We start from the raw sequence: 13,340 nt of genomic DNA on the forward strand, positions 1-13,340 counted from the left end.
TATGTAAAATAGAATAATTCAATATATACGCCATTGTCCATTGCTACTACATATCCTCAATACGTATAGCAGCCATTTTAACCTCAGGTTGCTTTTTATCGGTGGCGGTCCACGCGAAAATTAATCTATGATCCACCAATTCCATTTGCGGAAAGCCGGAACTTCGAGAAGCATCCATTTTAGTAACCAGCATTGGTGTGGCAATGGTTCCCGAACGTGGTACCTTCACCGCCTTTAGATAGGCACCTTCTTCGCCAGTTTCCATATAACTCACCACAACGGTATCATCATCGATAAAAACCACGTCTACACGACCTATAGTTTGCTTTTCACTTACCGTTATGGGCGTATCAAAGTGTGCGCCACCATCTGAAGAGAAGACCACTTTAACAGTAGGATTAGCGTCTGCTGCGCTAAACCAAGCAACCGCCAAATTAGTATCTCTTGCTGCTGCTTTTGGACCGTTTACCGGACATCCATTAATTTGCCAATTATCGTTATAGATTGGCTGTGGTGCCGTCCATGCCCCATGTACCCATCGAACGATACTAATATCGCGAATTTCGTCTTCCGACCGATCTCTGTAAAGCACCACGGGACCATTTTTGGTAATGGCAGCAGTCGTTTGGCAACAATCGCAGGTACGGGCATCTAAAAGTGTCTCCCCAATAACTTCTCCGGTTGTTAATACCTCAGCACTGCGTAAGCTCATAGCGCCATGATGTTCGTGTTCGCCACCTTGAGCCGTATGGCGTCCATCTAACCAGGTGACAAAAAAAGAATTTTCCCTGTAAGGCAACATCGTTACAAAACCGTGTTCTGTAGGTGTATTATCCTCATGTAACGGCATATTGATTTGCCACATTTCCTCATTTTTAGGCAAGAGGTGCAATTTTATATCGTACGAATAGGTACCACTAGACGATTTTTGCAACGTATGTGCCAGTAAATTTTGATTTTGTATCGCAATCGACGGAAAATCGGCCCAATTTACAAACCAATCGGTTCCTTGGACAATGGTTTCTTCGGATTCCCACGTCTCGCCCTTTAAAACGGCATATTTTAAAGCGACGACCGTGTCGTTCGTTTTTTGCATCCATGTAAGCCAAGCACCTTCCGGATGTGCTACCAAAGAGGGAAAAAAACTGCCCATCCCAGCGGGCGTCCTAAGGGTATGAACGATCTCCGTGTCTTTTTTAACCGACGTATGGCAGGAACTTAGCAGACTTAGCATGCAAAGGAGCGCTATTTCTTTAAACCGCATTATGGTATATTCTTTAATTTATGAAGCATCTCGGAGCTATCCCAGTCTACCGCTCCCTCTACCCGAAATGATTGATTTCCGGAGGAATCGTACACAAAAGTGGTGGGCAATGCGTTAATTTGAAGATTGGCCAAAGCACCATTGTATTTTATGAACATCAAATTGAATCCCTTTTTTGCTTTAAAATCTTTGATTACAGTGGGCGATTGATCAGAAACCAGAATAAAAGTGTAGTTCTCTTCGCCTAAAAGTTCTTGAGCCCGCACTAAAGAAGGCATTTCGGCGATGCAGGGCTTACACCAAGTGGCCCAATAATTCAGGATTACCCGTTTGCCCTTAAAGTCCGCCACCGCAAAAGAATTTCCGTCTAAATCTTCAAATTGGTTTTTTTGAATTTCAGTTTCCGTTACCGCCAATTTTTGTGAGTGCTGTTTGGCATTTTCGCGACTTTCTTTGCAACCGCCGACGCTCAAAACAAGAAAGCATAATACATAGGTTCTTAGTAGCATAAGTGTGTATACGTATGAAATTCGAAAGTACATAATATACGCCTATTCGCCAAAACTTGTGCGTCCAAAAGGTTATGACCTCTTAGAGCACCCATTTTTAGGATTCTTAGGAATCACTACCGATGTATGTGCGGTTAGCGCTATCAAAAAGATCGATGTCAATTTTGTAGAAGGTCAATATAAAAATACTACTATGCTTAGATCATTCTTTTATGGGACGTGCATTTCCGTAATAATTTATAGCATCTCGTTGTGAACTGTTTATGGATACCGTGGTCGCTAAATCGGTCCCAATATTGATAAAAACCTGATAATTTTCAGTGCTTTCGGAGATCGTAAAGCGGATGGTGTAGGTTTTTTTAGGTTCATTTTGGGTAACTTCATAGGTAGTAGGGATGCCCTTAAATTCTATACCGCTATTTCGCGCATAGCCGCCACCCATTTGGCGTTCTCCGTAATAGGGCAAATACGCACTAAGGGTATCGCCTTGTATTTTAATAAAGTTGGCGTTTCCAATGATGTCGATGCGTCCGGCGGTACTTCCCGGCATTAATAATCCGCTATTGGATATCGCCATTACCCCACGCGATAGCATGGGTGCGGCCCAGTTTGATCGTATTTCAAGATTTTTAGAACGCACCAAGGCGTCCAATTGGGCAATGGAAGCTGCACTTTTTTGCGTACCGGAACAACTGAATAAAAGACCCAACAGCACTATGGCCGGCAAAAAATATTTCATGGCTCCATGTTTTATGTATTCCCTAGACTTATTTATTAAAATTACAAAAAAAGAAGCCCATTGTTATCTCGTTCTTAGAAACTTAACTTTTTATTAGGTCAGCAAGAGGATTTGTGTCGTCTATATTGATAACATGTAAAAAAGTATATCATGAAAAAGGTAAAAGAAGTTTGGAAAAAGAGATTAGAGCGTTGGAACAAATTCTTAATTGAGTGTGCTAGAGCCAGTAGTTATGCCTTGAATCGGTAAACAGATTCTAAGGCGCTATGCTGTACAAACGTACAATCTATTGGATTTTAAACGTAAGGCTCTGTGCGGTAGACGGCTCTGCATTAGGAATGTTTTGTACATCGGTATCGAACAAATGTAGCAGATTGTTTCCTGCCAAATCCTCTAGTTTCGCATCGACCTTCACGGAATACGTTCCGTAAGTCCAAGGGGTGTCCGGATAAAACAAAACTCCCTTTTGGTGTGGCATCAATTGAAAGCTACCCAATACGGCCTGTTGTCCGCGATGCATAATGTGTATGGTCTCTGTTGCCAGAAGGGCATCCAATGGTTCATTAAAATGAATGTGCAAGGGTTCAAGACTTGCGTTGTTGGGAGTCACGAGTCTCCAATTGCTGAGCTGCGGTTTTTCAGTATCCCGTAGTGTAACCCAAAAGTGTTTTACATAATCTTGTTTCAACGTCATTCCTTTGGCACTTTGCCATTGCGCATCAATCCGAAGTGTATAGGCATGTTGATTTTCTAAGGGCATTCCGCGCTCCTTATTCGGAATAAGATCGGTTTTTAAACGACCGGGATCGAGCCATAGGGTGAGTTGGTTGTGCGCTTTGTTCCATAATTCCGTTTCTAATGTCAAAAAAACAGGCACCTTACGTTGCGTCGTTTGGTTGTATAGGCTGATATAATCCAGCGCATTACCCACTTCGGTCATGGGCTGTGAAAAAATGAAATACATTTTTAGAAGATTTTCAGGTATGGTATCGGTAGTTGGGTATATGGCGAGGATTTCCGGTGCTTCAATTTCAGGCGATTTGGGTATGGTAAAGGAAAGTTGCACGGTATCCTTTTCCCGAATGTCATAAGTGAAACCCCATGTAAAAGGAATGGCAGGTGTAAAAGTAAGCGAGTCCCCTACCCTTTTAAATTGCCCTAAAATGGCGGTTTCCTTTTGTCCGGCCAATGAAATTTTAAAAAATTCCGGAGATTTTGACGAACGAAAGGAAACCTTCACCGGCTTGTTCGCTTTATAGTGAATTACCGCTAAACTACCCCCTTTATGTTCTGCGCACCTTGTAAACCCTAGCAAACAAAAAAAGAGCAAGAAGATCCTGATCTTTAGAAGTACAGCGTACCCAAGGTTTACATCCATTGGGTAGAGCGGCTTGTGAGCACTAACGCACCTGAAGCAGTTCTTTGCAGATATACCACCTTGGTGGCATCCAGATTATCCAGTTCCAGCACATTAACAAGGGGAAGCGAAATATAATCTACCCCCGCAGTAGCAGAAAATTCCGGAACAGGTTCTGTCATTGTGTCTTTAAAATTTACAATATCGGTATAGGCAATACGCATTATTGGTCTATTGGTATTCGACATCAGAAAATAGCGATTGCCTTCTTTGGCTATACTAATCATATCTATGGGCGAATTCCCGGCTCCCAACTCGGCAACCGTTCTTCCTTTCACATGAACACCGTTGCGCAATTCGTCAATAGGAAACAATACCAAGGGCGTACAAGTGTAACTGGCTATTAGGTAATCTTTATCTTCCAGTTGAATTACATTAAACGTTTTTATAGGGGCATAAGTCTCATATTGGCCATGAGCGGCATGGTAAATTTCTAACGAGGCATAATCCTGATCCGCCTTAAAAGGAAAAGGAATACTCCTAAAAGTAGAACTAAATTCTTTGTTCGATAACCCCGATACCATAAGTTGACCTTTATAGTATTTTAATCCGGAAATTGCCCAAATTCGAAGTGGCCTATTTCTTCGGTCTTTAGCATCCGGTGCCACAGCGTCCTCCAACTGCACCTTAGAATACGCTATATTTTCTAACGACACGTGTTCCAGTTGGTCTCCGTTAAGCTTGAGCAACACAGCGGTGCCATCGGTCGTATTTACGGCAAAATAAATAACTTTGGATAGCGGATTTACCGCCATATCGTTAATTTCGATATTGGTCACGGCGGTTCCTAGAGCCGCAGCAATTTTTTCATCAAAATTTTGGATATTGATTTCGGATGCTGTTTCTGCGACCTGCGTATCCTTAGTGTCTAAGGCAACGATGGAAGCACTTTTAGAATCGCCTAAGAACAAAATACCCTCCGGACCGAAGGTCAATTTATTGATGGATGCGATTTCAGGAGTTCCTAAAATAAAATTTTCTTTCAATGAGCTGCTTGTAGAGGGTACCACGGCCGAAATACTGACCATGACCACGATCAACATACTCAGACCTGCTATTACTTTTTTCATCGTACAACTTGTTTTTCTAAAAATAGAAAAAACAGGGATGCCAGGACGAATGTAATTGGGAATTAACTAAAATTTAACGATCTGATTTTCTATTGGTTACGAGAAGAAGCACGATAAGCCAATACCCCTCGTTTAAGTTCGTTAAATTCCAATATTTGAGCTTTAACAACGGCAACATTTGGTGCTGTAATGCTATTTTTTCGTTCTAAAGCGTGTATGATATCTAGGTTTTTCGTAAAGGCAGTTTCGAGACGTTCTGTGAGTTTTACATACTGTTCGTATGCGCTGTAGGTTTTTGGTTCACAGGTATAACATTGCAGTTGCTTTTTTAATTGCAAAAGATCCTGATTGTTTCTTTCAAGCAAAACCAGACAGGTGTCTGCCTCTTTTCCTAATAAAGTGGGTTGGCGGTGGGCAATTGCAGTCTCCATAGCGTTCAGGTATTATTGTTAGTAACTCGTAATCTGTTCCTTAAGGTACGAATTTTTAACAAAATAACGACAAGATGCTGTAAGAAAAAGCGACTTTAACTTTTCTTAATGGATAATTTATGTTTTCTTTAAATAAGCTAAATTAGGATATTGTTAAAAACTGGGCTACTTTCAACTTTAAAATAAACCTTATGACTATCAATTTTGAATACGACAATGTAAAAGCCAGTGCCCGCTTAGAAGAACTGGCCGCAAAAAAAGTGAATAAGCTAATGGATAAGTACCATTTTATCGTTCGTGCGCACATCACTTTTAAAACTGAAAATACCTCCTCCACAGAAACCGGCATGATCTGCACGGTGCTTTTAAGTGCTCCGGGACCCGATTTGTTCGCTCAGGCAAGTCACGGCAATTTTGAGGCTTCTATTGCAGAAGTTACAGACGAACTAGAACGACAATTGCGTAAACGAAAGGAAAAGATGCAATCGCATTAAGTAAGTTCTTGCTAATTAAGGATGTACATCCTCTAAATAAAGGTGGACTTGTTGGGTTAAACGATCGGAATACGGCGCTCTATAAACCAGTTTTTGTAACTTTTTTTTCTTTCTATTCGAAATGGAAAGCGTGTCTATTACCGCTCTTTGTTGCGCCATTAGGGCGTAATGTTCCTTTTTCTTTTGAAGTCGTTCTTTTCCTGTAAGGGTCATTTCGGGTTCAAATCGCTCCAAAAAGGAGAGGCGTTGTACCGTTATTTTTTCGGGTGCTGTAAGGACTGCTTCGGTTTGTGCATTACAGATAGAAACCCCTAAAAATAGTACCATAGCTGTACCTAAGGCAGTGCTAATGTATTTCTTTTGCATACAAAATAGTGTCTGCTCTAAAGTAGGTAAATTTAGACGTTCATTAGCATTGGAAATGTACCCTAAAATACGTAATATACCGATAAAAGAGCACGGTTGATCGAAACTTTCTGTAGTGTGCTTTTTTTTGAGTTAAAAGAATGTATATGACTGTAAAATCTATGTCCTTTTTTTTATTGGGGCTTGTACTTGTAACCGGAACAAGAGCCCAGCCTGGTACGATCAAAAGTGCTGAGATCAGCTTTTCTTTTCCTTCATATAACGTCTATGGTAGTATTCAAGGCTTCAACTCCTCTTCGTTGATCTATTGGGATAATTTGCCTGCGTCAAAATTTGAGGGTTCCGTAGTTGTAAAAACCTTAAAAACGGGAAACTTTCTAAGAGATTGGCATTTAAAAGGACGCAAGTATTTCAATATGTCCGACTTTCCACAAATAGGCTATCGTAGTACGGCCGTGATTCCGGAAAAGGATCGCATCATCGTTGAAGGTAATCTAACCTTAAAAGGTGTTACCCTTCCCTTGCGGATTGTATTTCAGAACGTCGGAGGCAGTCTTGAGGGCACGGCAACCCTGTACACCTCAGATTTTGGGATACAGATTAAGGAGGAACGAGCACTAAATAAAGCGGAGGTTACCTTGCGTTTCAATATTGAGGAGTAAGAGGTAAATTAATTCTTTTGGGCATTAAAATGATGCGTACCTTTGCTTTTTTAAAAATGATGCTATGTTAATTTGGGGTGCTTTTATTTTCATGATTATACTTTTTTTGGCTCTTGATTTAGGAGTTTTTCATAAAACGGAACATGTTATAAAAAGCAAAGAAGCCGGCATTTGGACGGCCATTTGGGTTAGTGTGGCGCTGTCCTTTAGTGCGGTTATTTATTGGCTGTTTGCAAATGGACTTATAGAAAACCCTACCCAATTAACACCACAGAATGCAGCATTAAAATACATAACAGGATACCTTATCGAACTTTCGCTAAGTGTGGACAATGTGTTTGTCATTGCGGTTATATTTTCTGCTTTTAAAATACCGCCCATTTACCAACACAGAGTGTTGTTTTGGGGTATTTTAGGCGCCATAGTATTCCGGGCAATTATGATTGTTTTTGGAGTGGCTCTTATTACAAAATTTGATTGGATTATTTACGTATTCGGCGTATTCCTTTTGTTTACGGCTTTTAAAATGTTAAAAAGTGATGGGCCGGAGTTTGATCCAAAAAACTCATTTGTTTTTAAACAATTACAACGACTATATCCTATCACGACCACCTTGCACGGTCATAGTTTTTTTGTAAAACGAATGGGGATTAATGCAGCAACGCCCCTTTTTGTTGCGTTGATTGTAATAGAACTCACCGATATTCTTTTTGCGTTAGACAGCATCCCGGCCATTCTTGCAATTACCTCAGATCCCTTTATTGCATTCAGTTCTAATATTATGGCTATACTGGGGTTACGCTCTATGTACTTTTTGGTTTCGCGAATGCTGGCTAAATTCCGATTTATAAACTACAGCTTGGTTGTCATTTTGGCCTTTGTAGGGCTTAAGATGTTGTTTTCGCACCACATCGAATTACCAGAGTGGCTTTCCTTATCCGTTATTACCATTTCCCTGCTTGCGGGTATTATAGCATCATTGGTAATACCCGTAAAAGAGGAGGAATCATTGCCAAAGTAAAGTTTCAAAAACCATACAAGTTCAGCGCTACTCCGGGTTCAATTTAGAGGCAATTTTACGTTCAATAATGCGCAAGGCGTCCGACACGGTTTGCAATTCATTCATGTCATCGTTTTCTAATCGTATATCGAAGGCATCCTCTACGTCCAGAACAATGTCTACCAAATGCGCCGAGTTAATGTTCAATTCGTTCATTAAATGACTCTCTGGTGTTAGGTCGTCTATAGAAACATCCTCCGGAAGATAACGACGTACAATTTCTTTTAATGTTAGGTACTTTTCTTCTTTATGCATAGCGTTATTACTCATTATAATTTTTAAAAATAATACACGCATTGACATCGCCAAAACCAAAACTGGCTTTTGCCAAAATTTTAGGGGTAAAGGCAAAAGAACGTTGCGGTATTTTAGACGCCTCCACAAAATTTAAAATCTCGGGGTGTGGGTCTTCACAGTTTACATTTCCAAAACACATGCGTTCTTTAAATTGCAGTATGGCTCCTACGCATTCGATACTCCCCGCAGCGGCCAAACAGTGTCCAAAATGTCCTTTAAAAGAATTAATAAACGGAAAATGCGATGGTGAGACGTCCAAAGCTTCGGACCAATTACGAATTTCTAAAGGATCTTTAGCGGTAGCGGTTAAATGTCCATTGATGATATCGATATCCGATTTTTTGATTCCTGCGTTGGCTACAGCTTGTACTATGCAATGTTGCACAGCCACACTGTTTGGTGCCGTCATGCTACCATCCCCTCGTTGTCCGCCACTGTTTACCGCACCGCCCAAAATTTCAGCGTAGATGGGCACACCGCGCATCAGCGCACTGTCTAACGATTCTAGCACCAAGGCTCCTGCCCCACTCCCGGGCACAAATCCGGCTGCTGTGGCACTCATAGGACGGCTTGCCTTGGCAGGCTTCTCATTATATGAACCGGGTAAAATACGTAAGGCATCGAAGGCACTCCACACATAGGGACCACTATCGCTACAACTTCCGGTAAGCATACGCTTTGCTTTTCCTGAGCGAATGCGTTCGTAGCCCATTAGAATAGCTTCTGTACCTGTGGCACAGGCCGAGGAATTGGAAGTCACCTGATTGCCACATCCCAAAATACCACCCAAATAAGCGCTAATACCGCTGGCCATGGTTTGCTGTACCGTGGAGCTTCCTAGTCTTCGTGTATTTCCAGCGTCAATTTTGTAAATGGCCTCCCGAAATGCCGCCACACCCAATGTGCCGGAACCAAAAACAATTCCACTGTCCCAATCCGGATCATTTGCAGTCATTTTATGCAATCCCGCGTCTTCCCAAGCATCGGTACCGGCAATGACGCCGTACATAATACCGGTAGACCGTAAGTCCCGTAATTGCAAAGACGTAAAATACGAGGCTAGAAAATCAGGGTTAATTTGAGGTTGTCCGGCAATGTGACATGCGTAGTTTAAGTCCTTTAGTTCTTGTTGAAAACGTATGCCGCTTTCTCCTGATTTTAAAGCTCTTGTAAAATTAGAAAGTCCTACCCCGTTAGGTGCACAGACACCAAGCCCTGTAACAACAACTCTATGCACCATGACTGTTGGGTATTATCATGCCTGCTAGTGCGCCACGGCAAACCAATTCATCCTTTTCGTTATTCATGCGTACAGCGCATTTTAATTTTTGAAATCTAAAATACATCAATGTAGATTTTACTGTTACCGTTTCTGAGGGATAAACCGGCTTTAAAAACTCCATTTCTGCGCTACTCAGTGCCACCTGAGGCTGCGAAAAATTACTTAAAGTATTTGTCTTGTTGCTAAGATATAAACCGAAACAAACCAATCCTATTTGCGCACAGCACTCTGTTAAAATAACGCCGGGTGTTACAGGTTGATGCGTAAAATGACCGCGGTAAAAATCCAAATCGTCCCGAAAGGTGAAACTCCCTTCGGCACCGTGTTCATCTATATGCAGAAGCCGGTCTACAAAGAGGAATGGTGGCGCATAGGGCAACTGTGTTAGTATATTTTTGTACATTATTTCTGTTGTGCTTGTTGTGTGTAATCTCATCCCTATTATTGCAAACTCTCCCCGCCATCCACTTTTAGTATGGTACCTGTAATCCATTGAGCTTCTTCCAAACAAAGAAGGTATGCCGCATTAGCTACATCTTCCACGGTGGTTAACCGGCCATTGGGATTACGTTGTAGTGCGTTTTTTTTTAGTGCCGCACTTCCTGGAATGCGATCTAACGCTGCGGTGACCGTAACCCCAGCCTGAATACAATTCGCCTTAATACCCAAGGGCGCAAATTCTAAGGCAATATTGCGCGTTATGGCTTCTAATACTCCTTTGGCGGCTGAAATTGCTGCATAATGGTGCATTGCTTTGGTATTCCCTTCACTGGTGAAGGAAATAATGCGGCTATCGGCACAAAATAAGTCTTCTCGGACCAACAATTGCGTCCAGGAGTATAAACTAATGCCCATGGCTTCGATCGTAACACGGAAATCCTGATGCTGCAGTTCGCTTTCTGTAGTAGCATACATTGGCTTTAGGGTTCCTTTTGCAATGCTGTGTACCAAGACCTTTATTTTTTCGGTATCAGGTAAGGTTGTTTTAATTTTTTGGACAAGGCTTAGGATGGACTCCGGATGCACGGCATCGGCATTAAAGCTTTTGAATTGAACAGGAAGTTGCGCTATTTCCTGAAATGCCTTTTGAATCTTTTCCATATCGTTTTTCCGGTCGCGATGTACAATGATGATGTTAAAACCATGCCGCGCCAATTTTTGGGCTGTGGCCAAACCCAGCCCGCTACTGCCGCCCAGAATCAAGGCCCAAGTTCCGGAGGGATTTGTTTTTTCTTGTGCTAAAGATGCGCTATGGATGTTTTCTTTCATTTTTTATGATGAATTACCATTGGAGCAATATGGTTTGGGCTGAAAAACCAGGACCAAAACTGAGCATTAACCCTTGTTCGCCGGGACTAATTTCCTTTTTAAGAAACCGCTCTAGCACATACAGCACAGTTGCGCTGCTCATATTGCCAAACAGCCGTAACACTTCTTTTGTATCATCGATATTTTTACCGAGAGCACCAAAAAGGGCTTCTACGGTCTCCACAATTTTTTTTCCACCCGGGTGAAAAATTAAATGATCTACTTGGGCGATACTACTATTATTTTGTGCTAAAAAGGGGTATACAATGTCGGTAAAATGTGTGGCAATGGTTTCGGGAATAGCTGGATCTAAAATCATTTGAAGACCGCTATTTTTCAATTTAAAGCCCATCATATGCTCGGAATCGTAAAAATGATACATTTTTTCAGCGATCACTTCTGGCCCTCTATCTGAATCATGAGATGACAAAACTACGCAAGCTGCACCATCGCCAAAAATAGCTGCACTTACAATGTTAGCCATAGAAAAATCTTCTAACTGAAAAGTGGCAGTAGGCGATTCAACGGCGATAACAACAGCTCTTTTGTTTGGGTTAGCTTGTAAAAACCTCTTAGCGTAGATTATGCCAGAGATTCCTGCAGCACAACCCATTTCAGTAACTGGCAGACGAATAATATCTTGCCGCATTTTAAATTTGTTTATTAGGTAAGCATCTAGAGATGGTATCATAATGCCTGTACAGCTTACCGTAATAATATAATCAATATCTTTAGGTTTTAATGATCCTTTTTTAAGTGCTTTATTTAATGCTCTTTCAGCTAATTTTATTGACTCTTGTGCATAGATATCATTTCTTTCTTCAAAAGACAGTTGCTTAAAAACCGTATGAGGATCCATAATGGAATAGCGACTATCTACCTGTGCATTTTGAAAAATTTTAATTGCCTTGCGACGAAAACGTTCTTCTTTCCCAGACAACCATATGTTAACAAATGGTAGAATATCATCTGTTTGTCGGCTAAATTTAGGTAGTTGCTTTACAGCACATATTATCTTTACGCTCATTATAAGATAATTTCTTAGTGTAATTAAATATTTTTTTAAGCTTCTCGGAATTTTGAACACTTTAAAGGTTTTGATCCGCTGTAACGACCTATTATTTTGGATTCTCTGGTAACTCTAATTTTCCGTGGGTTTGTTCAATAATTTTAGGTAATATTTTTGGGAAACTCTGTAGACCCGCCATAAGAAGTTCCGAAAAAATATTCATTCCAAAAAACGGCGCAATGTACCGACCTGCAATTAACCTTTTTTTGAAGGCCTTTCTCCTCATAGTTACATACATTTGCTCTAATGCCGATCGAGAATTTATTTTTTCTAATAAATATTCCTCAATCAGTGTTGATACCATTTGAGCACTATGAATTGCCATACTCATTCCGTTGCCAGACAATGGATGAATCATTCCGGCACTATCTCCACACATCATAATATGATTTTCGACAGAATTTTTGCTAGAGAATGATATTTGGCTTATGGTCAATGGTTTTGATAAAACAGGTTCAGAATTTTCAAAAATGGTTTTTAAATAATCATTTTGACACAATACATTTTGCTGAAAATCATTAAAGTTATTAAATTTCTGAAATGATTTAAAATCCGTCATATAACAAACATTCATGTGGTTGGTTTCTACTTTGGAAACACCACAATAGCCTCCATTAAAATTGTGAAGAGCAACCAAATCATCTGGAAAATCACCTTTTAAATATGTTTTTACTGCTAATAAGGGAGATTTCTTTTTTAAAAAAAATCGATCTAGGCTTGCATCAAGATTTGATCTTTTTCCAAATGCACCAATGACTACTTTTGCTTGGTATTCAATATTGCCTTTTGTTTTAATTTTAAAAGAGTTCTGTATAAATTCAATACTCAAAACCGTATCATGAAATATTGTACCTCCGTTAGCTTTTACTTTCTCTGATAAAGTATAATCTAATGTATGTCTACTAATACTGTATCCTCCTAAGGGTAGCTGCGTTTCTATAGCCTTACTTTTAGCTGTACTTATAAGAAGTCTATTAATTTTTTTTGCCCCTAATGCGACTAAATCAATACCTAAAAAATTAAGATAAGGCACAACCTCATATGAAAGATATTCTCCACAAACCTTGTGTCTAGGATAGGTGTGCTTTTCGATAACGAGCGTAGGTACACCCAACTTGGAAAGGTGTATGGCACTTGCCAATCCGGCTAGACCGCCACCAACTATTACAACATCTACAGAATTATTTGTCAAAATTTCATTTTTTTTTAGCTCTAAAAGCTATTTGAGCATTAACAATATCTAATAAAATCCAAGTATTCCCTGTTTACCCTGCAATTTTTCTTTTAAGATGAACTATAATTTCCCCCAAAAATAGGACAGTAATTTAAGTTTAATTTTTTATTCTAAATTTACTGTATTATGGAACGCAGA

At 40.3% G+C, this 13,340-nt stretch carries 16 protein-coding genes; 3 read left to right on the top strand and 13 right to left on the bottom strand.

What is annotated here, in order from left to right:
- Positions 1-46: 46 nt before the first annotated feature.
- The 6 genes from U1E44_RS09740 to U1E44_RS09765 form a co-directional block, all read right to left on the bottom strand.
- The gene (locus tag U1E44_RS09740) at positions 47-1,264 is read right to left on the bottom strand and encodes a hypothetical protein (protein ID WP_322930888.1); all 1,218 of its coding nucleotides are present in this window, start codon (positions 1,262-1,264) and stop codon (positions 47-49) included.
- Positions 1,264-1,773: a TlpA family protein disulfide reductase gene (locus U1E44_RS09745; protein ID WP_322930889.1), complete on the bottom strand. Its 510-nt coding sequence runs from the start codon at positions 1,771-1,773 to the stop codon at positions 1,264-1,266. The genes U1E44_RS09740 and U1E44_RS09745 overlap by 1 nt, the downstream gene beginning before the upstream one ends.
- Before the next feature lie 202 nt (positions 1,774-1,975).
- Complete coding sequence (locus U1E44_RS09750; protein ID WP_322930890.1) at positions 1,976-2,512, bottom strand: DUF4251 domain-containing protein; 537 nt, start codon at positions 2,510-2,512, stop codon at positions 1,976-1,978.
- A 286-nt stretch (positions 2,513-2,798) separates the two neighbouring features.
- Positions 2,799-3,752, bottom strand: coding sequence for an Ig-like domain-containing domain (locus U1E44_RS09755; RefSeq protein ID WP_322930891.1), 954 nt, complete (start codon positions 3,750-3,752; stop codon positions 2,799-2,801).
- Positions 3,753-3,880: 128 nt separating this feature from the next.
- Positions 3,881-4,999, bottom strand: coding sequence for a hypothetical protein (locus U1E44_RS09760; RefSeq protein WP_322930892.1), 1,119 nt, complete (start codon positions 4,997-4,999; stop codon positions 3,881-3,883).
- 89 nt (positions 5,000-5,088) lie between these two features.
- Complete coding sequence (locus U1E44_RS09765) at positions 5,089-5,430, bottom strand: hypothetical protein (RefSeq protein WP_322930893.1); 342 nt, start codon at positions 5,428-5,430, stop codon at positions 5,089-5,091.
- A 191-nt stretch (positions 5,431-5,621) separates the two neighbouring features.
- On the opposite strand from U1E44_RS09765, the gene hpf reads away from it, so the two are divergent.
- The gene (gene hpf / locus U1E44_RS09770) at positions 5,622-5,924 is read left to right on the top strand and encodes a ribosome hibernation-promoting factor, HPF/YfiA family (protein ID WP_322930894.1); all 303 of its coding nucleotides are present in this window, start codon (positions 5,622-5,624) and stop codon (positions 5,922-5,924) included.
- Positions 5,925-5,939: 15 nt separating this feature from the next.
- Here the strand turns inward: hpf and U1E44_RS09775 are convergent, their stop codons facing one another.
- A complete protein-coding gene (locus U1E44_RS09775) occupies positions 5,940-6,290 on the bottom strand; it encodes a hypothetical protein (protein ID WP_322930895.1) in 351 nt (116 codons plus the stop codon).
- Between the two features lie 146 nt (positions 6,291-6,436).
- Between U1E44_RS09775 and U1E44_RS09780 the strand changes: the two genes are divergently transcribed.
- Positions 6,437-6,952, top strand: a complete 516-nt coding sequence (locus tag U1E44_RS09780) for a YceI family protein (protein WP_322930896.1) — start codon at positions 6,437-6,439, stop codon at positions 6,950-6,952.
- A 64-nt stretch (positions 6,953-7,016) separates the two neighbouring features.
- Positions 7,017-7,973 (top strand): TerC family protein, encoded by a 957-nt coding sequence (locus U1E44_RS09785; protein ID WP_322930897.1) that lies wholly within the window; start codon positions 7,017-7,019, stop codon positions 7,971-7,973.
- 27 nt (positions 7,974-8,000) lie between these two features.
- Here the strand turns inward: U1E44_RS09785 and U1E44_RS09790 are convergent, their stop codons facing one another.
- The 6 genes from U1E44_RS09790 to U1E44_RS09815 all read right to left on the bottom strand — a co-directional run bounded on the left by U1E44_RS09790 (position 8,001) and on the right by U1E44_RS09815 (position 13,160).
- A complete protein-coding gene (locus U1E44_RS09790) occupies positions 8,001-8,282 on the bottom strand; it encodes an acyl carrier protein (RefSeq protein ID WP_322930898.1) in 282 nt (93 codons plus the stop codon).
- The gene (locus tag U1E44_RS09795; RefSeq protein WP_322930899.1) at positions 8,275-9,549 is read right to left on the bottom strand and encodes a beta-ketoacyl-[acyl-carrier-protein] synthase family protein; all 1,275 of its coding nucleotides are present in this window, start codon (positions 9,547-9,549) and stop codon (positions 8,275-8,277) included. Before U1E44_RS09795 ends, U1E44_RS09790 begins: the two co-directional genes overlap by 8 nt.
- Positions 9,539-9,994: a 3-hydroxyacyl-ACP dehydratase FabZ family protein gene (locus U1E44_RS09800; RefSeq protein ID WP_322930900.1), complete on the bottom strand. Its 456-nt coding sequence runs from the start codon at positions 9,992-9,994 to the stop codon at positions 9,539-9,541. The genes U1E44_RS09795 and U1E44_RS09800 overlap by 11 nt, the downstream gene beginning before the upstream one ends.
- 38 nt (positions 9,995-10,032) lie before the next feature.
- Positions 10,033-10,860, bottom strand: coding sequence for an SDR family oxidoreductase (locus U1E44_RS09805; RefSeq protein WP_322930901.1), 828 nt, complete (start codon positions 10,858-10,860; stop codon positions 10,033-10,035).
- Positions 10,861-10,873: 13 nt separating this feature from the next.
- On the bottom strand, positions 10,874-11,926 hold the full coding sequence (locus tag U1E44_RS09810) for a type III polyketide synthase (protein ID WP_322930902.1): 1,053 nt from the start codon (positions 11,924-11,926) through the stop codon (positions 10,874-10,876).
- 91 nt (positions 11,927-12,017) lie between these two features.
- A complete protein-coding gene (locus U1E44_RS09815) occupies positions 12,018-13,160 on the bottom strand; it encodes an NAD(P)/FAD-dependent oxidoreductase (RefSeq protein ID WP_322930903.1) in 1,143 nt (380 codons plus the stop codon).
- Positions 13,161-13,340 lie beyond the last annotated feature (180 nt).

Origin of the sequence: Aurantibrevibacter litoralis, assembly GCF_034651555.1 — a bacterium.
GTDB classification, from domain to species: domain Bacteria; phylum Bacteroidota; class Bacteroidia; order Flavobacteriales; family Flavobacteriaceae; genus Aurantibrevibacter; species Aurantibrevibacter litoralis.